18 protein-coding genes are annotated in these 21,573 nt (G+C 64.0%); 9 read left to right on the top strand and 9 right to left on the bottom strand.

The window, feature by feature from the left end; all coding sequences use genetic code 11:
• The first annotated feature begins 94 nt into the window (after nucleotides 1–94).
• The 6 genes from leuS to ACUXH0_RS17890 all read left to right on the top strand — a co-directional run bounded on the left by leuS (nucleotide 95) and on the right by ACUXH0_RS17890 (nucleotide 7,681).
• Nucleotides 95–2,728, top strand: coding sequence for a leucine--tRNA ligase (gene leuS, locus ACUXH0_RS17915; protein WP_012436397.1), 2,634 nt, complete (start codon nucleotides 95–97; stop codon nucleotides 2,726–2,728).
• A gap of 30 nt (nucleotides 2,729–2,758) precedes the next feature.
• Nucleotides 2,759–3,283 (top strand): LPS-assembly lipoprotein LptE, encoded by a 525-nt coding sequence (locus ACUXH0_RS17910; protein ID WP_012436396.1) that lies wholly within the window; start codon nucleotides 2,759–2,761, stop codon nucleotides 3,281–3,283.
• Between the two features lie 25 nt (nucleotides 3,284–3,308).
• Nucleotides 3,309–4,385, top strand: coding sequence for a DNA polymerase III subunit delta (gene holA, locus ACUXH0_RS17905; RefSeq protein ID WP_004632859.1), 1,077 nt, complete (start codon nucleotides 3,309–3,311; stop codon nucleotides 4,383–4,385).
• Between the two features lie 72 nt (nucleotides 4,386–4,457).
• On the top strand, nucleotides 4,458–5,738 hold the full coding sequence (locus ACUXH0_RS17900) for a glutamate-5-semialdehyde dehydrogenase (RefSeq protein WP_012436395.1): 1,281 nt from the start codon (nucleotides 4,458–4,460) through the stop codon (nucleotides 5,736–5,738).
• Between the two features lie 85 nt (nucleotides 5,739–5,823).
• Nucleotides 5,824–6,246, top strand: a complete 423-nt coding sequence (locus ACUXH0_RS17895; protein ID WP_009277382.1) for a CopD family protein — start codon at nucleotides 5,824–5,826, stop codon at nucleotides 6,244–6,246.
• A gap of 16 nt (nucleotides 6,247–6,262) precedes the next feature.
• Complete coding sequence (locus ACUXH0_RS17890; protein WP_012436394.1) at nucleotides 6,263–7,681, top strand: THUMP domain-containing class I SAM-dependent RNA methyltransferase; 1,419 nt, start codon at nucleotides 6,263–6,265, stop codon at nucleotides 7,679–7,681.
• 33 nt (nucleotides 7,682–7,714) lie between these two features.
• Here the strand turns inward: ACUXH0_RS17890 and ACUXH0_RS17885 are convergent, their stop codons facing one another.
• The 9 genes from ACUXH0_RS17885 to ACUXH0_RS17845 form a co-directional block, all read right to left on the bottom strand.
• On the bottom strand, nucleotides 7,715–8,734 hold the full coding sequence (locus ACUXH0_RS17885) for a response regulator (RefSeq protein WP_004632854.1): 1,020 nt from the start codon (nucleotides 8,732–8,734) through the stop codon (nucleotides 7,715–7,717).
• A gap of 82 nt (nucleotides 8,735–8,816) precedes the next feature.
• Nucleotides 8,817–9,923, bottom strand: a complete 1,107-nt coding sequence (gene phcR / locus ACUXH0_RS17880; RefSeq protein ID WP_137910750.1) for a two-component system hybrid sensor histidine kinase/response regulator PhcR — start codon at nucleotides 9,921–9,923, stop codon at nucleotides 8,817–8,819.
• Nucleotides 9,924–9,930: 7 nt separating this feature from the next.
• Complete coding sequence (locus tag ACUXH0_RS17875; RefSeq protein ID WP_182594450.1) at nucleotides 9,931–11,259, bottom strand: sensor histidine kinase; 1,329 nt, start codon at nucleotides 11,257–11,259, stop codon at nucleotides 9,931–9,933.
• Between the two features lie 20 nt (nucleotides 11,260–11,279).
• On the bottom strand, nucleotides 11,280–12,692 hold the full coding sequence (gene phcB, locus ACUXH0_RS17870; protein ID WP_004632851.1) for a class I SAM-dependent methyltransferase PhcB: 1,413 nt from the start codon (nucleotides 12,690–12,692) through the stop codon (nucleotides 11,280–11,282).
• Between the two features lie 655 nt (nucleotides 12,693–13,347).
• Complete coding sequence (locus ACUXH0_RS17865; RefSeq protein ID WP_012436391.1) at nucleotides 13,348–14,385, bottom strand: response regulator; 1,038 nt, start codon at nucleotides 14,383–14,385, stop codon at nucleotides 13,348–13,350.
• Nucleotides 14,386–14,535: 150 nt separating this feature from the next.
• Complete coding sequence (locus ACUXH0_RS17860; protein WP_012436390.1) at nucleotides 14,536–15,996, bottom strand: NAD(P)(+) transhydrogenase (Re/Si-specific) subunit beta; 1,461 nt, start codon at nucleotides 15,994–15,996, stop codon at nucleotides 14,536–14,538.
• The gene (locus ACUXH0_RS17855; protein WP_004632848.1) at nucleotides 15,993–16,322 is read right to left on the bottom strand and encodes an NAD(P) transhydrogenase subunit alpha part 2; all 330 of its coding nucleotides are present in this window, start codon (nucleotides 16,320–16,322) and stop codon (nucleotides 15,993–15,995) included. The genes ACUXH0_RS17860 and ACUXH0_RS17855 overlap by 4 nt, the downstream gene beginning before the upstream one ends.
• Nucleotides 16,323–16,392: 70 nt before the next feature.
• Nucleotides 16,393–16,755, bottom strand: coding sequence for an aspartate 1-decarboxylase (panD, locus tag ACUXH0_RS17850; protein ID WP_009241493.1), 363 nt, complete (start codon nucleotides 16,753–16,755; stop codon nucleotides 16,393–16,395).
• 83 nt (nucleotides 16,756–16,838) lie between these two features.
• On the bottom strand, nucleotides 16,839–17,978 hold the full coding sequence (locus ACUXH0_RS17845; protein ID WP_004632846.1) for a Re/Si-specific NAD(P)(+) transhydrogenase subunit alpha: 1,140 nt from the start codon (nucleotides 17,976–17,978) through the stop codon (nucleotides 16,839–16,841).
• A gap of 288 nt (nucleotides 17,979–18,266) precedes the next feature.
• Between ACUXH0_RS17845 and ACUXH0_RS17840 the strand changes: the two genes are divergently transcribed.
• The 3 genes from ACUXH0_RS17840 to ACUXH0_RS17830 all read left to right on the top strand — a co-directional run bounded on the left by ACUXH0_RS17840 (nucleotide 18,267) and on the right by ACUXH0_RS17830 (nucleotide 21,558).
• Nucleotides 18,267–18,761, top strand: coding sequence for an NUDIX hydrolase (locus ACUXH0_RS17840; protein ID WP_004632845.1), 495 nt, complete (start codon nucleotides 18,267–18,269; stop codon nucleotides 18,759–18,761).
• Entirely contained in the window at nucleotides 18,758–19,870 is a 1,113-nt protein-coding gene (mnmA, locus tag ACUXH0_RS17835; protein ID WP_012436389.1) for a tRNA 2-thiouridine(34) synthase MnmA, read from the top strand. The genes ACUXH0_RS17840 and mnmA overlap by 4 nt, the downstream gene beginning before the upstream one ends.
• 89 nt (nucleotides 19,871–19,959) lie before the next feature.
• Nucleotides 19,960–21,558, top strand: a complete 1,599-nt coding sequence (locus tag ACUXH0_RS17830; RefSeq protein ID WP_012436388.1) for an FMN-binding glutamate synthase family protein — start codon at nucleotides 19,960–19,962, stop codon at nucleotides 21,556–21,558.
• Nucleotides 21,559–21,573 lie beyond the last annotated feature (15 nt).

The raw sequence follows: 21,573 nt of genomic DNA, 5'->3' as shown, positions 1-21,573 counted from the left end.
CGACGGTATAATCGGGCCTTTTCCGTTATTCAATCCGGCTGCGCGCGTTGGTGGCGCGGCTGCAATCGCCCGGACACCCGGACGACCCATCACCATGCAAGACAAATACTCCCCGTCCGACGTCGAACAGCAAGCGCAGCAACACTGGCAGGCTCTGGATGCCTACCGCGTGACCGAACACGCGCGCGCTGCTGACGGCTCGGACAAGCCCAAGTTCTACGCCTGCTCGATGCTGCCGTATCCGTCGGGCAAGCTGCACATGGGCCACGTGCGCAACTACACGATCAACGACGTGATGACGCGTCAACTGCGCATGAAGGGATACAACGTGCTGATGCCGATGGGGTGGGACGCCTTCGGCATGCCGGCGGAAAACGCGGCGCTGAACAACGGCGTGGCGCCGGCTGCATGGACCTACGACAACATCGCTTACATGAAGAAGCAGATGCAGTCGATGGGCCTGGCGATCGACTGGTCGCGCGAAGTGGCGACCTGCAGCCCCGACTACTACCGCTGGAACCAGTGGCTGTTCCTGAAGATGCTCGAAAAGGGCATCGCCTACCGCAAGACCGGCACCGTGAACTGGGACCCGGTCGACCAGACCGTGCTCGCCAACGAGCAGGTGATCGACGGGCGCGGCTGGCGTTCGGGCGCGGTGGTGGAAAAGCGCGAGATCCCGATGTACTACCTGGGCATCACCAAGTATGCGCAGGAACTGCTCTCCGACCTTGACCCGCTGGGCTGGCCCGAGCGCGTCAAGCTGATGCAGCAGAACTGGATCGGCAAGAGCGAGGGGGTGCGCTTCGCATTCCCGCATAACATTTCCGGTGACGACGGCAAGCTGATCAACGACGGCAAGCTGTACGTCTTCACCACGCGCGCCGACACGATCATGGGCGTGACGTTCTGCGCCGTGGCCGCCGAGCATCCGATTGCTACGCACGCCGCGCAGAGCAACCCGGCACTCGCCGCGTTCATCGAAGAGTGCAAGCACGGCAGTGTCATGGAAGCCGACATGGCCACCATGGAAAAGAAAGGCATGCCGACTGGCCTGACCGTCACGCATCCGCTCACGGGCGAATCCGTGCCGGTGTGGGTCGGCAACTACGTGCTGATGACCTACGGCGACGGCGCCGTGATGGGCGTGCCCGCGCACGACGAGCGCGACTTTGCCTTTGCCAACAAGTACCACCTGCCCATCAAGCAGGTGATCGACGTGAAGGGCCAGTCGTACGACACGACCACCTGGGCCGACTGGTACGGCGACAAGGAACACGGCGTGCTGTTCCACAGCGGCAAGTACGATGGCCTGAACTATCAGCAGGCCGTTGATGCCGTGGCTGCCGATCTGGCCGCACAAGGCCTGGGCGAGAAGAAGACCACCTGGCGCCTGCGCGACTGGGGCATCTCGCGCCAGCGCTACTGGGGCACGCCGATCCCGTTGATCCATTGCGAGAGCTGTGGTGTCGTGCCGGTGCCCGAGCAGGACCTGCCGGTGCGTCTGCCCGAAGACCTCGTTCCGGACGGCACGGGCAATCCGCTCGCCAAGGATCCGCGCTTTCTGAATTGCACGTGCCCGTCGTGCGGCAAGCCCGCGCGCCGCGAGACCGACACGATGGATACCTTCATCGATTCGTGCTGGTACTACATGCGCTATACGTGCCCGGACGGCGAAACAATGGTCGATGCCCGCAACGATTACTGGATGCCGATGGACCAGTACATCGGCGGCATCGAGCATGCGATCCTGCACCTGCTGTACGCGCGCTTCTGGACCAAGGTCATGCGTGACCTGGGCCTCGTCAAATTCGACGAGCCGTTCACCAACCTGCTCACGCAGGGCATGGTGCTCAACGAGACGTACTACCGCGAAGATGCATCGGGCAAGAAGCAGTGGATCAACCCCGCCGATGTTGACGTGCAGACTGACGAACGCGGCCGCCCGGTGGGTGCCACGCTCAAGGCCGACGGCCAGCCGGTGGTGATCGGCGGCGTGGAGAAGATGTCGAAGTCGAAGAACAACGGCATCGACCCGCAAGCGCTGATCGACCAGTACGGTGCCGACACGGCGCGCCTGTTCACGATGTTCGCCGCGCCGCCCGAGCAACAACTCGAGTGGAACGACGCCGGCGTGGAGGGCGCCTCGCGCTTCCTGCGCCGTCTGTGGAACTTTGGTGTGGTGCATGGTGACGCCATTCGCGGCGGCCACGGCAATGGCGTCGTGGCGGGTGCGACGGATGCCGATCGCGCGTTGCGCCGCGAACTGTACACCGTACTCAAGCAAGCGAACTACGACTACGAGCGCCTGCAGTACAACACCGTCGTCTCCGCGACGATGAAGATGCTCAACGCGCTGGAAGGCGCCAAGGACGCCGGTGCCGACGCGCGTCGCGAAGGCTTGGGGCTGCTGCTGCGCGTGCTGTACCCGGTCGTGCCGCACATCACGCACGTGCTCTGGACGGAACTGGGCTACGCGGGCGCATATGGCGACCTGCTCGATGCCCCGTGGCCGCAGGTCGACGAAGGTGCGCTGGTGCAAAGCGAGATCGAACTCGTGCTGCAGGTCAACGGCAAGGTGCGCGGCAGCATTGTCGTGCCGGCCGATGCCGACCGCGCTGCCATCGAAGCGATTGCCGCCAAGGATGAAGCTGTCCAGAAATTTGCTGAAGGCAAGCCGCCCAAGAAGATCATCGTGGTGCCGGGCCGTCTGGTGAACGTGGTGGCCTGATCGGCCATCCCACTCAAGGAACGCATGGTTATGTCGTTGTCCCGAGGTTTGTCCCGCCGTCGCTTTGGCCGCTCTGTCCTTGCGCTTGCGATTGCGCTGCCGGCGCTGTCCGCTTGCGGTTTCCACATGCGGGGCAACACCGACTTCGCGTTCAAGCGGCTGTACATCAACTTGCCGCAGAACTCGCAGATGCGCGCGCAGTTGCGCCGGCTGATCGACAACGGCTCCGACACCATCATCGTGTCGGATAAGAAAGACGCCGATGCGCTGCTCGACGTGCTGGCCGAAGACCGCGTGAAGACCATCTCGTCGCTCACGCCGCAGGGTGTGGTGCGCGAGTACCGCATCACGTACCGCTTCCGCTTCCAGCTGCGCGATGCGCACGACAACCTGCTGATCCCGCCGTCGGAAATCACGCAGTTCCGCGATCTCTCGTACAACGAGACACAGGTGCTCGCCAAGGACTACGAAGAAGCGGCGCTCTACCGGGACATGCAGGGCGATACGATCAACCAGCTCGTACGGCGCCTGGGCGCCGTGAAACTGCCGTCGTAAGCGGCAGATCAGGGCAAGGTTTCCCATGCAATTGCGGCTCGACGCGCTCGAAGGTCATCTGAAGCAGGCCACTGCCAAGGGGCTCGCGCCGCTGTACGTGGTGCACGGCGACGAGCACCTGCTCGCACTTGAGACTGTCGATGCGCTGCGCCAAGCTGCGCGCGCGCAGGGCTTTAGCGAGCGCGAGGTGATGAGCGTCGAACGCGGCTTCTCGTGGTCGCGCGTGACCGAGGCGCAGCAGTCGATGTCGCTGTTCGGAGATCGCAAGATCGTCGAGCTGCGCATTCCGTCCGGCAAGCCTGGCAAGGATGGCGGCGAAGCATTGCGCGCATTGGCGGCCGGCACACCGTCCGGCCCCGCCACCGACACCCTCACGCTGATCACGCTGCCGCGCCTGGATTTTGCGACCGCCAAGTCGGCGTGGTTCGCGGCGCTGGAAGGCGCTGGCGTGTCGATCAAGGTCGATTCGGTGGACCGCACCAAGCTGCCCGGCTGGATTGGCGAGCGCTTGGCGCGCCAGCAGCAACGTGTGGAGCCCGGTGAGCCTGGCCGCCGCGCCCTGCAGTTCATTGCCGACCGTGTGGAAGGCAATCTGCTGGCCGCGCATCAGGAAATCCAGAAACTCGGCTTGCTGCATCCGCCCGGTGTACTGACGTTCGACGATGTGCACGATGCGGTGCTCAACGTGGCGCGTTACGACGTGTTCAAGCTGTCCGAAGCCATGCTGGCTGGAGACGTGCCGCGCCTGGTACGCATGCTCGAAGGGCTGCGGGGCGAGGGCGAAGCGACGGTCCTGGTCCTCTGGACGTTGACCGAAGAAATTCGCGTATTATCAAAAATCGCCTCGGGCGCGGCCCAAGGCAAGCCGGTGGCGTCCATGCTGCGGGAACTTCGGGTGTGGGGCCCGCGCGAGCGGTTGGTGCCGCAGGCGGCGCAGCGGTTGTCGCAGCGCGAGCTGGAGGGAGCGCTCTCCATGGCGGCCAAGCTGGATCGGCAGGTCAAGGGGTTGCGTGAACCATCGCTACCCGCTGAACCTTGGGATGGCTTGCTGCAACTGGCGATGCGTATCGCGCGGCCGGGCAGCCTCCCGGTGCCGGCCTGATCCGCGCCATCGGCGCAAGCCTTCGAATTGTCCTCACACTGAATTGCCGGCAGCTTGCCGGTCGCGATCATCATGAAGCAGCTCGACGTCAACGAATACATGGCCCTGGTCGGCCGTCAGGCGCGCACTGCCTCGCGCGGCATGGCACGCGCCGGCACTGCGCAAAAGAACCGCGCGCTGTTGCATATTGCGGCCGCTGTCCGTCGCGATGCCGCCAAGCTCAAAGAGATCAACGCCCGCGACGTCGAGCGTGCCCGCGCCAACGGCCAGGATGCTGCCTTTATCGACCGCCTCACGCTGACCGACCGCGCCATCGATACCATGGCCGCGGGCCTGGAGCAGATCGCTGCGCTGCCCGACCCGATCGGCGAGATCAGCAATATGAAGTTCCGGCCCACCGGCATCCAGGTCGGCCAGATGCGCGTGCCGCTTGGCGTGATCGGCATCATCTATGAGTCGCGGCCGAACGTGACGGTGGATGCCGCGGCGCTGTGCATCAAGTCGGGCAACGCGACCATTCTGCGAGGCGGTTCCGAAGCGATCGAATCGAACGGCGCGCTGGCGGCGCTCATCGAGGAAGGCTTGGCAGACGCAGGCCTGCCGGCCAACGCCGTACAAGTGGTGGCTACGACGGATCGCGCGGCCGTCGGCAAGCTGATCACCATGACGGAGTACGTCGATGTGATCGTGCCTCGCGGCGGCAAGAGCCTGATCGCGCGACTGATCGAAGAAGCACGCGTGCCGATGATCAAGCATCTGGACGGCATCTGCCACGTCTACATCGACGCCGACGCGGACATCGAGAAGGCCGTGCGCGTGTGCGACAACGCCAAGACGCAACGCTATGCGCCGTGCAACACGATGGAAACGCTGCTCGTGTCGCGCGATGTGGCCGCACGCGCGCTGCCGCCGCTGGCACGTATCTACCAGGACAAGGGCGTCGAACTGCGGGTGTGCCCGGGCACGCGCGCTACGCTCGAAGCTGCAGGCTTCGGCAATCTGAAAGATGCCGTCGAGGCCGACTGGCACACCGAATATCTTGCGCCGATCCTGTCGATCCGCACCGTTGACGGTCTGGACGCGGCCATCGAGCACATCAATACCTACGGTTCCGCGCACACCGATTCGATCATCACGGAGAACTATTCGACCGGCATGCGCTTCCTGCGCGAGGTCGATTCGGCCAGCGTGATGATCAACGCGTCCACGCGCTTTGCCGATGGATTCGAGTACGGCCTGGGCGCCGAGATCGGCATCTCCAACGACAAGCTGCATGCGCGTGGGCCGGTCGGGCTGGAGGGACTGACCTCGCTGAAGTACGTCGTGTTCGGGCACGGCGAGATTCGCACCTGATATCGCTTGCTGCACATTGAGCGCCGCCACGAGCGGCGCGCTGTTTTTACCGATCGCGCTTCACTCCATTCACGGGACGGTTCGCATGCTCTGGGTCAAAGCCTTTCACATCGTCTTCATTGCGTCGTGGTTTGCTGGGCTGTTCTATCTGCCGCGCATCTTCGTCAACCTGGCAATGGAAACCGAGCGCGCGGCCATCACGCGCCTGCTGATCATGGCGCGCAAGCTGTTCCGCTTTACGACCATCCTGGCAATTGTCGCGATCCTGCTGGGGCTGTGGCTGTTCCTGGGATATCGCATCGGGCTGTATCCACCCAATGGCTGGATGCACGCGAAGCTCGCGCTGGTGCTCGTGACGATCGGATACCACCATGGCTGCGGCGTGCTGCTGCGCAAGTTCGAGGCGGGCGCCAACAAGCGCTCCCACAAGTTCTACCGCTGGTTCAATGAACTGCCGGTGCTGTTGTTGCTGGCGATTACGATCTTGGTGGTCGTCAAGCCGTTCTGATTTTTCTGGTTTTCCGATGGCAACTGCTTACTTCGCGCCATGCCCCCGTGGGCTGGAACAGGCGCTGGCCGATGAACTGGCCGAAATCGCCATCCGCCCCGAGGTGGATGAGCTGGCCGCGTTCGAGGTGGGCCGCACCGTGCCGGGCGGCGTGCACTTCTTCGGCACGCAGGGCGCGGCGTATGCCGTCAACCTGCACAGCCGCATTGCCAGCCGTGTGCTGATGCGCCTGGGCTCGCGCGGGTATCGCTCGGAAGACGACATCTACGCCTTGGCCGCTGCGCAGCGCTGGGAAGACTATTTCACGCCCGACGAAATGATCCGCGTGGACGTGACCGCGCACAAATCGCCGTTGCAGAGCCTGAAGTTTGTCGGCCTGCGCGTCAAGGACGGGGTGTGTGACCGCTTCCGCCAGCGCATGGGCGCGCGCCCCAGCGTCGATACGGTCTCCCCCGACGTGCGCATCTACGCATACCTGACCGAGACCGATTGCACGATCTACCTCGACACCACCGGCGAGCCGCTCTTCAAGCGCGGCTGGCGCCAGGAAAAGGGCGAGGCGCCGCTGAAGGAGAACCTCGCGGCCGGCATCCTGCGCCTGACGGGCTGGACGGGTGCCCACGGCATGCCGTTCTACGACCCGATGTGCGGCAGCGGCACGTTCCTCATCGAAGCTGCGCAACGTGCTCTGGGCATTGCACCGGGCGGGCAGCGCGCCTTCGCCTGCGAGTGGTTGCAGGACCACGACGCCAAATGCTTCAAGCGCCTGCGCGAAGCTGCCGCCGATGCGGCCGCCGCATCCATGCGCCGTGCGCCGCCGCTGGTGGCCGGCTCCGACATTTCCACCGACATGCTGGCCTATGCCGCCGCCAACTGGCAGCGTGCCGGCCTGCCCGGCGAGCCGGCGCTCAAGCAAGTCGATGCACGCTTCGGCAAGCCGCCGTTCGAGGCAGCCGGCGTGTTGTTGATGAACCCGCCCTACGGTGAGCGTATCGCCGTGCGCGGTGCACACGGTTCACGCCGCCGCCGACCGGAAGGCGAGGGCGACGAGGATGGCACCGTGTTCGAGCGCGCCAGCCGCGCCATGGGTGCCCCGCGCGACGATGGCCGCCGTCCGATGCGCGAGCTGCGGCAACCTGAGCCGCCCCCCCCGGTTGACCCCGAGGAAGAGGCCGCCGCCAACGAATTCGCGCAGGCTTTTGCCGGCACGCTCAAGCGTGAGTTCGCCGGCTGGAAGGCGTTCGTCTTCACCGGCGATCTTTCGATGCCGCGTCGGATGCGGCTGAAGGAATCGCAGCGCACGCCGCTCTACAACGGCAACATCGAATGCCGCCTGTTCCGCTTCGACATGGTGAAGGGCGGCATGCGTGATCGACCCGAACGGCCCGAGCGGCCCGCAAAGGGCGATGCCTCAAACGACAACGCCGACGCATAGGCATCGGCGCTGTGTGACAACTGCGGGCCCGTTTCAGGCGGCCTGCAGATCCTGGAAATGCTCCATCCACGCCGCGAGTTGATCCGGCGTGAGCTGCGTCTGGTTGTCGAGCAGGCGCAGCTTGACGGTCGCGCCATCGCGCTCGGCCGTGAGCGACCAGCCCTTGCCATCGAGCCACAGCAGGAACGCCAGCCACTTGGCATGCGCCTCCGACACCTTGTGCGTGGACGCGGCTTCCAGGAATTCCGTCAGCGTGGTGAGATCAACCACCGCCGCAGCATCGTGGCCCGACGGCGAGACCTTGCCGTCCAGCGCCTCGGCCAGCACCTCCAACGCCTGGGCTGCCGGCTTGCTGTCAAAGCGCGACGACAAGTCGAGATAGGCCTGCCGTACTGCGTGGCTGAACTCGCCGGTGCGCAGGCTTTCTTCGCCGACCAGCTCGGTGTAGTCCTTCATCGCCCAGTCGGGCTGTGCCAACGATTGCAGACCCACGGCTGCGGCAGCACGCAGGTAATCGTTGACGGCGCTGAACGATGACAGCCCCGACACCGCCAGGTACAGCGTCTGCAGCGCCCCGATGCGATGCGTCAGCGTCTGGCTTTGGCGCACCGTCATCTTCTCGCGTAGCAGCGCGTCGCGTTCGCGGCGCAGATCGGAGAACTCCAATGCTTGCTTCAGTTCCACGCGCAATGCGGTGATGTCCCACGGCTTCTTGATGTAGCGGTGAATCTGCCCCTGGTTGACGGCCTCCACCGTGTCTTCGATTTCGGAGTAGGCGGTCGTCAGGATGCGCACGAGGTGCGGATAGCGCTCGCGGGCATAGCGCAGCAGCTCGTTGCCGAGTTCACCGGGCATGCGCTGGTCCGACACGAGCACACCGAGTGTGGCGGCGTGCCGGTCGAGCATGCGTTTGCCTTCTTCGACCGAGGTGGCGGTGACGACCGGCGCCAGTGAACCGATGGCACGGCCGAAGTACGTCAGCGCCAATGTCTCGTCGTCCACGTACAGGATCTTGGGCGGGTTAGTGGGCGTGTGGCCCCCGGGATTGGTCATCCGTCACTCCTCATAGCAAATGCGGCCAATACGGCAAACGCGCGGATCACGTGCGGCGTGGTTCGTAATGTTGATGGTCTTGTCATGGGAACGTCAGAGTCACGCGCGTGCCTGCGCTGGGTGCGGAATCGATTGCAATCGCTCCCCCGAACGATTGCATGATCCGCGTACAAAAAATCATGCCCATGCCGTTGCCGCCTTCTTCGGCGCGCGTGGTCACGGGGTCGATGGTCAGCCGCGCGAGAACGTCGGGCGCGATACCGGGGCCGTTGTCTTCGATGCGGATCATGTGCTGGGCGTTGCCCGCATCTGGCGCACGGCTTGCGACGATTTCAAGCTTCGGCGCATGGGTGTGTCGCAGTGCCTGCAACGCGTTGCTCGTGAGCGACGAGAGCACCAGCATCACGCAGTTGGGCAGCGTCTGGATCGGAAAATCCTCTTCCACGCGGTACGACACCCATTCGCGCTGTGCGTTCGTAAACGGGTACGTATCGAACAACGAGCGGATCAGCCCGCCCGCGCTGTTGGGCGTGGCTGCGGTGCCGGGCTTGCCGTAGGTGTTGCGCACGGAGTTCAGAAACGTGGCGATCACTGAAAGGCAGTAGCGCGCGTTGTCTTGCACGCGATCGGCCGCGCGCCCAATTTCAGGAAGGGCGCCGGGCGTGGGCTCACTCTGGTCCACGCGCATGCGGATGCCGCGCGCAAAGTTGGAGATGGCCGCCAGCGGCGTGTTCAACTCGTGCGCCAGAAAGGCCAGCGTTTCGTCGATTGCCATGAGGCGCTGGGTACGCAAGAGGCGGTCCTGGCGCAGTGCCAGAGCCTCCTGCAGCGAGCGCCGCACGTCTTCGGGCTGATAGGGCTTCTCCAGGATCTTGAACACGCGTCCGGTGTTCACGGCCTGGATCAGCAGGTCCTTGTCGGCATACGCAGTGACGAGGATGGTGGCGATGTCGCCGTATTCTGCATCGATGAAGCGCAGCAGTTCGGTGCCGTCGCCGCCGGGCATGCGGAAGTCGGTCAGGACCACGCTGATGCGCTCGTGCGAATCGCGCAGCACGGTCTTGGCTTCTTCGACGCTGTTGGCCGTCAGTACTTCGTAGCCGACGCCGATGGTGCGCGCGAACCATTTGCAGGCTTGCGCTTCATCGTCGACGTAGAGGATGGTGACGGTCTCCGGCGTGGTGTCCATGATGCGTCTACTCCGAGCGCGGCAGATCGAACGTGAAGCGCGCCCACTCGCCTTCCTGGCTCGTCACCGCAAGGGTGCCGCCGTGGCGCTGGATCACGCTGTAGCTGATCGACAGGCCCAGGCCCAGGCCCTTGCCGACATCGCGCGTGGTGAAAAACGGCTTGAACACGCGCGACAGGTTCTTTTCCGAGATCCCCGGGCCATTGTCGGTCACCACCACATGGAGGCGGTTGTCGATCCACTCACCGGCAATTTCGATGCGCGGGTTCTCGCGCTGCACCTTTTGCATGGCAAGCGCCGCGTTCGACAACAGGTTGATCAGCACGCCGATGATGGCCGCCTCGTCGCCGCGCACGAGCGTGTCAGCCGGCAGCTTGCGTTCCAGGGCCACGCCGCGCAACTCGTGGCTCGTCAGGCGGACGGCCGAGTCGATAGCCTTCTCGACCAGGAACGGTGCATCGGCTTCGCCTTTCTCGGGGCTGCGGTAGGCGAAGGTCTTCAGGTCCGACACGATGTGCTGCACGCGCTGCATGCCTTCCTTGGCATCGGTCAGGCATTCGAGCAGCATCGGGCTGCTCTTGGCGGTCGGATCTTCCTGCGCCACGGCAATCGCCATCAGGCAAAAGTTGACCGGGTTGTTGATCTCATGCAGCAGGCCGGCGGACAGCGTGCCGATGGCGGCCATCTTTTCCTGCTGCAGAAGCTGGCCCTTGATGTCGGTGAGGTTCTGATTGGTCTGCGCCAGCTGCTCGTTCTTCTGCGCCACTTCTTCCTTGAGCCGGAAGAGCTGGAAGCGCCCGCGCTCGTTGAAGTACGTGTACAGCGTACTCGTCGCAATCGAGAACAGGATGAACATCGAATGCACGATGAAGATCTCGCGCGACTGGATGCCGCCCGGATGCAGCGTGCACGCGATCACCCAGAAGATGTACGTGCAGGTGCCGAACAGTACGGCCTGCAGAAAGCCGATCGGCATCACCATGCCCACTGCATAGATCGCCAGGTTCAGCCCCGAGTAATACGGTGAACTGGCGCCCTCGGTGTCGTAGATCATCCACGAGATCATGATCTGCGGACAGATCAGCCAGAAGAACGTCAGGCTCTGCACGTGCTCCTCGCCCCAGCGCGTGTACAGCACCAGCAGTGCGCCTAGCATGATGAGCGACGTGATGACGCGCAGCGAAGCGAACAGCCACAGCTTGTCCACATACATGCCGTAGTCCAGCCCGACACCGGCCAGCACCAGCACGATGCCGGTAATGGCGGCCATGCGGCTGAAGACGAGCCGGAACTGCTTGAGCTCGGCCTGGTATCCGCGATGTGTAATAGGCTCCATGCGTGTTCCTGGGCTGCGGATTAAGCAGCGGATGTGGCAAGCCGGGCCACGCTGGCCTGGGCGAATACGTTGACGCCGGTCACGTCGGTATAGACACGCACGTCGTGCGAGCCTTCGGGCAGCAACTCAGCCATCAGCGGTTCATCGCGATAGACGAGGTACCACTCCAGCACGTGTTCCATCACGAAGCGCATCGGGTTGTTGCCGTGCACGTTCGTCGCAAGAATGGCGCCGCCCTGGCGCGTGCGCGAAGCAAAGTAGGAGAGCAGGCGCTGGCAGACCTTGTTGGACAGATAGTCGAACAGGCCGGCGCAATACACTGCATCGCAATCGCCGGCTTGCGGGCTGTCGGCCGTGATGCGGCGCTTGAGCAGTTGATGCACCGATTCATGCACGAAATCGACGGTGACGGTCTTGCGCGCGCGGTCCATCGCGCGGCGCATCTGCTCGCGGGTGTAGTCGAGCGTCTCTTCGCTGAAATCCACCAGCTCGAACGACAGCAGCGATGGCTCGGGATGCTCCTGAATGAAGCGCTGAATTTCCACCGCAGGCCCGCAGCCGACGTTCAGCACCTTGAACGGTCGGCCCGCCGCCTTGGCCTGGGCTGCCAGGTCGCTCAGATACTGCACGAGAATGTCGATGCGGTTGCGGTGCGCCTCGGCCACGTCGGTACGCAAGAAGGCGGCGTTGACGATCTGGAAGTACGTGTTCGGCCCCTCTCGCGGGTCGGAGAGGATCTGGTTGACCATCTCGTAGTCGCCCGCGTAGCCCAGCGGCTTGGTGTACGTGCGATAGATGAATGGCGCGCGCAACAGCAGCGGATGCAGCGCCGCCTGCGCGAACGTGCGGTGAGCAGGTGCAAGCTCCGCCTCGACCTTGCCCGCTTCCGATTCCAGCCCGTCCATGTAGCCCTTGAGCTTGAGCATGATCGGCTCGGCCAGCTCCTGGAAGACATCCATGCGCAGCTTGTTGTCTTCGCGCGGCAATGTCTTCGACAGATCCACCTGTTCCACCCAGCGCGACACTTCGGCCAGGAACGCTCGCATCTCGTTGACGACGATCTGATAGTCGCGATGGATGCGGAAACGTTCCTGCCATTCCTGCACGAACGTTCGCGCTTCTTCGCCCACCGAGGCGGGCGTGTCGGCCACTTCCGACAGCTCGCGCCATTCGTCGATCAGCGTGAGCGAGACGACGGCGGTCAGCCCCGTGTTCACCAGGCTGATCACCACCGCCTTGCCAAGATAGGCTTGGCGCGTCCCCATCTTGATCGCGAGTTCGGACAGCACCTCGCTCACCTGCACGATCGAGTAGGGGTTGTAGATCTCCATCACCAGGGCACGCCGCTGCAGCGTGATGATGGTGCCGCGGACCTGCTGACCCTGTGAGTTGCGGAAGCTGACCGCGGGATCGATTTGGTTGGGTGAGTACACGGTGCGAATTTGCCGGAGACTTCAGGGAAAACGTCTGCCAAGCGGGACGCTCACTCCAACAACCGCGCACCCGGGGTCGTAGCGCGATCCGGGCACCGCGAATACGGCGCGCCCCGCCGACACTGCCGGGCATGCCGCCGCATCAGTCGTGAAAGCGTGCTTGAAGCCGTCCGCTGGCTGTGCGCAATACGCGCCAGCCCGGGCGTCTCTCGCCCAAACCCGCTTCGAGAAGATCGGGGAGGATGATCGACTGCAGCCGGCGCCTTCAGTACTGCTACCGCGGCACCTCTACTGCTCGCCGATCAACAGCGTGGCAACGGGAATCGTGCAACCGTGAACCATGACCAGATTGGAACGATGCACTCCGCTGACATCCGCAACGCGCGCTGCTTGAACGCGCGGCCCGCTGCTGCATCCCAAATCGTCCCTCAAGGAGAATCCCGCACAGTAATGAACTCGGGGCGCCATATCGTATGTTGCGTGCTGGCACCCGTATTCGCCATGATGCCGCAGGTATGCCACGCATGCATCAGGGCGATTCAGCCGGGCCATGCTCTGACGTCATGGCTGCCGGATGACGCAATTGATTGTACTTGCCCAATGTGACCCACACAATGCGGAAACCCGCAGTGCAGAGCAAAGCGGAAACACCACCTCAGCGTGGCTTGCGGCCGGTGAGCGCGTCCGGATCCTGTTTGTAGTTGGTGAGGAATTGGGCGTAGCTGTAGACCTGTGCCGGCAGCAGATGGCTGGGCATGTCGAACAGCGCGTAGTAATACGGCTCGCGCCCCTGGCACACCTCTGCGGGCAGGCAATATTGTTCCCACTCCACACAGGCCGGGGTGTACATCCCATCGCCGGGCCAGAAGAACGGGACGATCTGCTTGTCGTGTAGCCCCTTGAGCAGCGCGTCGGGCGCGTTGTAGGCCTCGGCGTTTTCCAGGTGCGTGAGCATGCTCGCGTTGGTCTCGATGACCATGAGCGTCGCCCGCCCATCGGCCGTGAGCAGCAGCACGCCGGCGGGGTGCGGATAGAGGTAGTACTCGATAAAGCGGTAGCGCGTAGACAAATCGCGCACGAGCCGTGTGATCGCCGGGTCTGACAGGAAGCTGAACGAGTGGCGCGACAGGAGATCGCGCAGTGTGCTCGACAGGTTGCTGAAGTAGCGCACCTGCAGTGCTTCGATTTCCGCGCTGAGCCGCTCGGCCATCGCCGGATTGTCTTTCTTGATGTAGCGGTCGATCAGGCCGTCGTTGAAACCCTGCACGGCGATGTTCTCGTCGGCCATGCCGGTGAGCAGGATCGTCATGCACGGCAGATCTTTGAGCTTGGCGCAGAACTCCAGACCGTTCATGCGTGGCATGGAGTAATCCACCACGATGACCGAGGGCTGGAGGAAGCGGTTGACCTCGTGGATCTGGCGGTAGACGCGGTCGACGTCGAGCTGGATCGTGCGGCGCTCGGTCGAGAACGTCAGGTCATCGTGCGTGACGCGCACGGGCAGGAAACCCGGCATGCGAAGCGAATGCCACTGGCGCAGCCACGCCAGCGCCTCTTCCGGATCATTGAAAGCCAGCAGCGCACGTGATGGGTCCATCTGGAACCCGAGGCTTTCCACGAACGATTGGCTGTCGTCGACCACCACCGTCAGGGTAGGGTGGAAATAGACCGGCAGGGCGCTGTCCTGTTGCATACGTCGGGAAGAGTCGGAAGAGGGCTGGGTGCAGCGCACGGCCGGTGTGGCCGGCGCTGCCCGTTTCCACTACGTTACTGTCTGCCGCTGCCGGGAGCAAGCGGAACCGGTCTGGCCTGACGGCACATTGACGGCCGTCAGTGCGCCGCTTTACTCGACGGATTTCACCATGTCCTCAACGACCTTCTTGGCGTCGCCAAACACCATCATCGTCTTGTCCATGTAGAACAGCTCGTTGTCCAGCCCGGCATAGCCGGCGTTCATCGAGCGCTTGTTCACGATGATGGTCTTGGCCTTGTAGGCCTCCAGGATCGGCATGCCGGCAATGGGCGACTTCGGATCGTTCTTGGCCGCCGGGTTGACCACGTCGTTGGCGCCCAGCACCAGCACCACGTCGGCCTGGCCAAACTCACCGTTGATGTCTTCCATCTCGAAGACCTGGTCGTAAGGCACTTCGGCTTCGGCCAGCAGCACGTTCATGTGGCCCGGCATGCGGCCTGCGACCGGGTGGATCGCGTATTTGACGGTCACGCCCTTGTCCGACAGCTTTTCGGTCAGTTCCTTCAGGGCGTGCTGCGCGCGCGCCACGGCCAGGCCATAGCCGGGGACGATGATGACCGTCTCGGCGTTGCCCATGAGGAAGGCTGCATCATCCGGCGAGCCCGATTTGACCGGGCGCTGCTGTCCGCCGCCACCTGCTGCGGCCCCGGCGGATGCTTCAGAACCGAAGCCGCCCAGGATCACGTTGAAGAACGACCGGTTCATCGCCCTACACATGATGTAAGACAGAATTGCACCGGATGACCCGACCAGCGAGCCGGCAATGATCAGCATCGGGTTGTTGAGCGAGAAGCCGATGCCGGCCGCCGCCCAGCCCGAATACGAATTCAGCATCGACACCACCACCGGCATGTCTGCGCCGCCAATGGGGATGATGATCAGCACGCCCAGCACAAAGGCGATGGCCGTCATGATGATGAACGGCAGCCAGCTCTGGCTCAGGAAGAACAGGATGCCGAAGCCGAGCATGGCCACCGCCAGCAGCAGGTTCAGCATGTGTTGGCCGGCAAACTGCACCGGCGCGCCCTGGAACAGGCGGAACTTGTATTTGCCCGACAGCTTGCCGAAGGCGATCACCGAACCCGAAAACGTGATGGCGCCGACGAACGTGCCGATGAACAGCTCCACGCGGTTGCCCAGGGGCAGCACGTTGTCGCCGGCCATCGTGATGCCGAAGGCAGACGGTTCGGCTACCGCAGCGACGGCAATACACACTGCGGCCAGACCGATCAGCGAGTGCATGGCGGCCACCAGCTCAGGCATCTTGGTCATCTCGACCGTGCGCGCCACATAGGCGCCGATGCCCCCGCCCACCACCAGGCCCGCGAAGATCAGGATGAAACCCGTGGATGTGCCGCTCTCAGTGCCGGCAAACATCTCGGCCTTGAGCTTGTAGATCAGTGCGACGGTCGTGACGGCGGCAATCGCCATGCCCGTCATGCCGAACGCGTTGCCGCGCCGCGCCGTGGTCGGATGCGAAAGCCCCTTGAGCGCCTGGATGAAGCAGACGGAAGCCAGCAGATACAGCAGGGTGACAAGGTTCATGCTCATTGCTTGGCTCCCTCGCTCTGATCGGCCTTGGCCTTCGGCTCCTTCTTTTTGAACATCTCAAGCATGCGCTGCGTGACCAGGAAGCCGCCAAACACGTTGACTGCCGCCAGCGCCACCGCCACCACGCCCATCGTGCGGCCGAGGCCCGTCTGTGTGAGGCCGGCTGCCAGCATGGCACCGATGATGATGATGGCCGAGATGGCATTCGTCACGGCCATCAGCGGTGTATGCAGCGCCGGCGTGACCGTCCAGACCACGTGGTAGCCGACGTAGATCGCCAGCACGAAGATGATCAGATTGATCACCGTGTGATTGACCAGCTCCATGAGTGCTCCTCCTCGCTTCTTGGTCGATGTGCGAAGCGGCCAGGTCGTTCAGGCCCGGCCGCCTGGCGCGTCAGGTTTCCTTGATGGCCTTGATCTTGTTGCCCTCGCCCAGCAGCACGACTTTGGGCTTGTAGCTGGCGACTTCTTCTTCGTTCATCGGCGCGTAAGTGCAGATGATCAGCAGGTCGCCCACGTGGGCGCGGCGTGCGGCGGCGCCGTTGAGCGAGATTTCGCCCGAGCCGCGTTTGCCCTTGATGATGTAGGTCGAGAAGCGTTCGCCGTTGTTGACGTTGTACAGCTCGATCTTTTCGTATTCGCGCATGTCGGCGGCATCGAGGAGGTCCTCGTCGATGCCGCAGGAGCCTTCGTAGTCGAGATCGGCCTGGGTGACCGTCGCGCGGTGCAGCTTGGCGCGAAGCATGTTGCGTTGCATGAAGCTTTCCTTGAAACAAAAGATGAAATCGCCACTGGCCACCATGCCGGGCTGTGACGCCCGGCAGGCCGCCGTCTCCGTTCTTATTTGGCGGCGCTCGTGGCTGCGGGAGCGCGCACCACCTGGCCGGCCTGGCTGAGCAGGCAGGCGGCCACGATGTCGTCTTCGCGGTTGATGTTCAAGCCGCCATCCTTGTCGATGATCAGCTTGAGGAAATCAAGCACGTTACGGGCGTAGAGGGCAGAGGCATCGGCCGCCACCATCGACGCGAGGTTGGTGTAGCCCACCAGCGTGACGCCGTGTTTGACGACCACGCGGTCGGCTTCGGTCAGCGGGCAGTTGCCGCCTTGCGCTGCCGCCAGATCGACGACGACCGAGCCTGGCTTCATGGCCTGCACGGTAGCTTCCGACAGCAGCGTCGGCGCGCGGCGGCCCGGGATCAGCGCCGTCGTGATGACGATGTCGGCTTGGGCTGCACGCGTGTGCACGAGTTCGGCCTGGCGGCGCATCCAGTCAGGCGGCATCGGGCGGGCATAGCCGCCCACGCCCTGGGCGATTTCGCGCTCTTCGTCCGTCAGGAACGGTACGTCGAGAAACTTCGCACCCAGCGATTCGATCTGCTCTTTCACCGCTGGCCGCACGTCGGACGCCTCAATGACGGCACCCAGGCGCTTGGCCGTGGCGATGGCCTGCAGGCCGGCCACACCGGCGCCGAGGATCAGCACGCGCGCGGCTTTCACGGTGCCAGCGGCGGTCATCAACATCGGCATGAAGCGCTGGTAATGGTTGGCAGCGACCATCACCGCCTTGTAGCCGGCGATGTTGGCCTGCGAGGAGAGCACGTCCATGCTCTGCGCGCGCGTGGTGCGCGGCGCGGCTTCCAGCGCAAACGCGGTGACGTTGGCGGCGGCGAGGCGGGCCGTGTTTTCGTCATCAAACGGGTTGAGCATGCCGACCAGCACGGCGCCCGGTTGCATCTGCGCCAGTTCGGCCGCTTCCGGCGAGCGCACCTTGAGCACGATCTGCGCGCCAAGCGCCTCGGCGGCGGTTCCGATCTTGGCGCCGGCCGCCACATAGGCGTCGTCAGGCTGGGCAGCGGCGACACCGGCACCCGATTGCACCGTGACCTGATGGCCAAGCGCCACGTACTTTTTCACCGTTTCCGGGGTCGCGGCAACGCGCGTCTCGTCCGCCCGCGTCTCCTGCGGGATGCCGATGTGCATCGTGTTCTCTCCTCGCTGATTATGGTTAGGATGCGCGCGAAGTGAACGAAGGCGCGCTGGATCAGGATCGACGTGCAGCTTACCCGAACTTTTTGGCGCACGGACGCTCGTCGAATGCCATGTCGAATATCCGATCCAACATGGAATGCGGGCCGATTCTGCGCAAACGTGTGCTCAATTGTTCACAACTCAGGCCTGGCGCGACATGCCCTTGTTCCAGCGGCCCCATGCAAGCGGGGAGGGCAGCCTCCAGCTACAATAACGCCTTGTTTTTGTTGCCTTTTTGCCATGAACCAAGCTGTCCGCTGGAAACCCAGCGTTACCGTTGCCGCCGTCATTGAACAGGACGGGCGCTTTCTGCTGGTGGAGGAGCACACCGATGCTGGCTTGCGCCTGAACCAGCCTGCCGGCCATCTCGACCCGGACGAAAGCCTGGTCGACGCCGTCGCGCGCGAGGCACTGGAAGAAACCGCCTACAGCTTTGTGCCGACCGCGTTTCTGGGCTGCTACATGGCGCAGTTCCAGCCGCCGCAGGGGGATCCGGTCACCTACGTGCGGATGGCATTTACCGGCGAGCTGGGCCCCCAAGACCCGCGCCGCACGCTGGACGACGGCATCGTTCGCACTGTCTGGATGACGGCGGATGAAGTCCGCGCCAGCCGCGAGCGCCATCGCAGCCCGCTGCTGCTCGCCTGCGTGGAGGACTACCTGGCCGGCAAGCGGTATCCGCTTGACGTCATCCACACGCACGCCAGCGTGTACGGCCTGGGAGCGCAGTCATGAGCAAGAAGCGCATCGTCGTCGGGATGTCGGGCGGCGTGGATTCCTCCGTCACTGCCTGGCTGCTCAAACAGCAGGGCTACGACGTCGTCGGCCTGTTCATGAAGAACTGGGAAGATGATGATGACAGCGAATACTGCTCGACCCGGCAGGACTGGATCGACGTGGTATCGGTGGCCGACCTGATCGGCGTCGACGTGGAAGCCGTCAACTTTGCCGCAGAGTACAAAGACCGCGTGTTTGCGGACTTCCTGCGCGAGTATTCGGCCGGCCGCACCCCGAATCCCGACGTGCTGTGCAACGCCGAGATTAAGTTCAAGGCCTTCCTCGATCATGCGATGGCGTTAGGCGCCGACACCATCGCGACCGGGCACTACGCCCGCGTGCGAGAGGTCGATGGCCGCTTCGAGCTGCTCAAGGCGTTCGATCACACGAAGGACCAGAGCTACTTCCTGCACCGGCTGAACCAAGCGCAGCTTTCGCGCACGCTGTTCCCGCTGGGCGAGATGCCGAAGACGAAAGTGCGTGAAATTGCTGCCGAGATTGGCCTGCCGAACGCCAAGAAGAAGGACTCGACCGGCATCTGCTTCATCGGCGAGCGGCCGTTCCGCGATTTCCTCAACCGCTACCTGCCGACCAAGCCCGGCCCGATCAAGACGCCGGACGGCAAGACCATCGGCGAGCACATCGGCCTGGCGTTCTACACGCTGGGACAGCGTAAGGGCATCGGCATCGGCGGCAGCCGCGACGGCACCGGCGATGCCTGGTACGTGGCGCGCAAGGACATGGCGGCCAACACGTTGTACGTCGTGCAGGGGCACGACCACCCGTGGCTGCTGGCGCATACCGTGCACGCCGACGATCTAAGCTGGGTTGCCGGCCACGCGCCCGCCGAAGGCACGCACCTTGGCGCCAAGACGCGTTACCGCCAGGCGGATGCGCCTTGCACGGTCGCACGCGCGGCAGGCGGCGCACTCACGCTGACCTTCTCCGAGGCGCAGTGGGCCGTCACGCCAGGCCAGTCCGCCGTGCTGTACGACGGCGAGGTCTGCCTCGGCGGCGGCATTATTTCGGCAGCTGAGCCGGCAGTCGTCGAAAAGGCGATCGCCTAAGCGGTTTTCGCAACACTGCGTTGTGGTGGCTGCGGCTGTTGCGGCACTCGTTTATTCTTGCGCCCTGATTCGTCTCCACAGGGTTGGTCATGCTGCCACGTCGTTACTGGGCCTTTGCGGGCGTTGGGCTGTTGTTTGCCGTCACCGCCGGGTTTGCGGTGGCGGGGCGCCTGCATTGGGTGTGCGCGGTCATTCCGGGCATGTTTGTCATCCTGGGCGTGCACGACCTCACGCAGACGCGCCATTCGGTGCTGCGCAACTACCCGCTCTGGGGCCATTTCCGCTTCCTGTTCGAGTTCATTCGCCCGGAAATACGCCAGTACTTCGTTGAAGACGACACGGACGAAAAGCCATTCTCGCGCGCCCAGCGCAGCATCGTTTATCAGCGCGCCAAGGGCGAAGTCGATAGCCGTCCGTTCGGCACCGAAGTCGATGTGAAGGTGGCGGGGCACGAGTGGATCGGCCACTCGCTGGCGCCAACGCGCATTGCCTCGTCGGACTTCCGCGTGATGGTGGGCGAGGGGCGCGCCAAGCCGTATTCGATGTCGGTGTTCAACATCTCGGCGATGAGCTTCGGGGCGCTGTCGGGCAATGCCATTCGCGCGCTCAACCGTGGTGCGAAGCTCGGCAACTTCATCCATGACACGGGCGAGGGTTCGATCTCGCCGTACCACCGCGAAGAAGGCGGCGACCTGATCTGGGAAGTCGCCTCCGGCTACTTCGGCTGCCGTGACGCCAATGGCCGCTTTGATCCGGACCGCTTTGCCGAACAGGCGCGCAGCCCCCAGGTGAAGATGATCGAGGTAAAGCTGTCTCAGGGCGCCAAGCCGGGGCACGGTGGCGTCCTGCCTGCCGCCAAGGTGACGCCCGAGATTGCCGCCACGCGCGGTATTCAGATCGGCAAGGACTGCATCTCGCCGGCCGCGCATTCGGAATTCAGCACGCCGCTGGGGCTCCTGCAGTTTGTGGATCGGCTGCGTACGCTGTCGGGCGGCAAGCCGACCGGCTTCAAACTGTGCATCGGGCATCCGTGGGAGTTCTTCGGCATCGTCAAGGCAATGCTCGAGTCCGGCATCCTGCCGGACTTCATCGTCGTCGACGGGGCGGAGGGCGGCACGGGTGCGGCGCCGCTGGAATTTACCGACCACGTCGGCACGCCGCTGCAGGAAGGGCTGCTGCTGGTGCACAACACGCTGGTGGGAGCTAACCTGCGCGACAAGATCAAGATTGGCGCGTCAGGCAAGATCGTCACGGCGTTCGATGTAGCCCGCACGCTCGCGATGGGTGCCGACTGGTGCAACGCTGCGCGCGGCTTCATGTTTGCGCTGGGCTGCATCCAGGCGCAGAAGTGCCACACCGACCGCTGCCCGACCGGCGTGGCGACACAAGACCCGTCTCGCCAGAAGGCGCTGGTGGTGCCGGACAAGGCCGAGCGCGTGCATCAATATCACGCGCACACGCTGCATGCACTGCTGGAACTGACGCAGGCGGCCGGCCTGCAGCATCCGGCGGATTTCCGCGCGCACCACATCGTGCGGCGCGTGTCGGGTAACGAGGTGCAGTTGCTCTCCGCTCTGCTCAAGTACCTCGAACCCGGCGACCTGCTGGCCGGGCGGTATCGCTTCCAGTTGTACGAACGCTACTGGCCGATGGCCCGGGCCGAACGGTTTGATCCGGTGGCCGTGTAACGCTCGCCAATTGCT

It is taken from the genome of Ralstonia sp. 110700041-2 (assembly GCF_056280165.1).
Note: the sequence above shows the minus strand (reverse complement) of the source record. Positions and strands in the feature narration are given on the sequence as shown.

Bases quoted from the DNA above. Each gene is read 5' to 3' on its own strand.
- leuS (WP_012436397.1), top strand. From the start codon at position 95: ATGCAAGACAAATACTCCCCGTCCGACGTCGAACAGCAAGCGCAGCAA.
- ACUXH0_RS17910 (WP_012436396.1), top strand. From the start codon at position 2,759: ATGTCGTTGTCCCGAGGTTTGTCCCGCCGTCGCTTTGGCCGCTCTGTC.
- holA (WP_004632859.1), top strand. From the start codon at position 3,309: ATGCAATTGCGGCTCGACGCGCTCGAAGGTCATCTGAAGCAGGCCACT.
- ACUXH0_RS17900 (WP_012436395.1), top strand. From the start codon at position 4,458: ATGAAGCAGCTCGACGTCAACGAATACATGGCCCTGGTCGGCCGTCAG.
- ACUXH0_RS17895 (WP_009277382.1), top strand. From the start codon at position 5,824: ATGCTCTGGGTCAAAGCCTTTCACATCGTCTTCATTGCGTCGTGGTTT.
- ACUXH0_RS17890 (WP_012436394.1), top strand. From the start codon at position 6,263: ATGGCAACTGCTTACTTCGCGCCATGCCCCCGTGGGCTGGAACAGGCG.
- ACUXH0_RS17885 (WP_004632854.1), bottom strand. From the start codon at position 8,734: ATGACCAATCCCGGGGGCCACACGCCCACTAACCCGCCCAAGATCCTG.
- phcR (WP_137910750.1), bottom strand. From the start codon at position 9,923: ATGGACACCACGCCGGAGACCGTCACCATCCTCTACGTCGACGATGAA.
- ACUXH0_RS17875 (WP_182594450.1), bottom strand. From the start codon at position 11,259: ATGGAGCCTATTACACATCGCGGATACCAGGCCGAGCTCAAGCAGTTC.
- ACUXH0_RS17865 (WP_012436391.1), bottom strand. From the start codon at position 14,385: ATGCAACAGGACAGCGCCCTGCCGGTCTATTTCCACCCTACCCTGACG.
- ACUXH0_RS17860 (WP_012436390.1), bottom strand. From the start codon at position 15,996: ATGAGCATGAACCTTGTCACCCTGCTGTATCTGCTGGCTTCCGTCTGC.
- ACUXH0_RS17855 (WP_004632848.1), bottom strand. From the start codon at position 16,322: ATGGAGCTGGTCAATCACACGGTGATCAATCTGATCATCTTCGTGCTG.
- panD (WP_009241493.1), bottom strand. From the start codon at position 16,755: ATGCAACGCAACATGCTTCGCGCCAAGCTGCACCGCGCGACGGTCACC.
- ACUXH0_RS17845 (WP_004632846.1), bottom strand. From the start codon at position 17,978: ATGCACATCGGCATCCCGCAGGAGACGCGGGCGGACGAGACGCGCGTT.
- ACUXH0_RS17840 (WP_004632845.1), top strand. From the start codon at position 18,267: ATGAACCAAGCTGTCCGCTGGAAACCCAGCGTTACCGTTGCCGCCGTC.
- mnmA (WP_012436389.1), top strand. From the start codon at position 18,758: ATGAGCAAGAAGCGCATCGTCGTCGGGATGTCGGGCGGCGTGGATTCC.
- ACUXH0_RS17830 (WP_012436388.1), top strand. From the start codon at position 19,960: ATGCTGCCACGTCGTTACTGGGCCTTTGCGGGCGTTGGGCTGTTGTTT.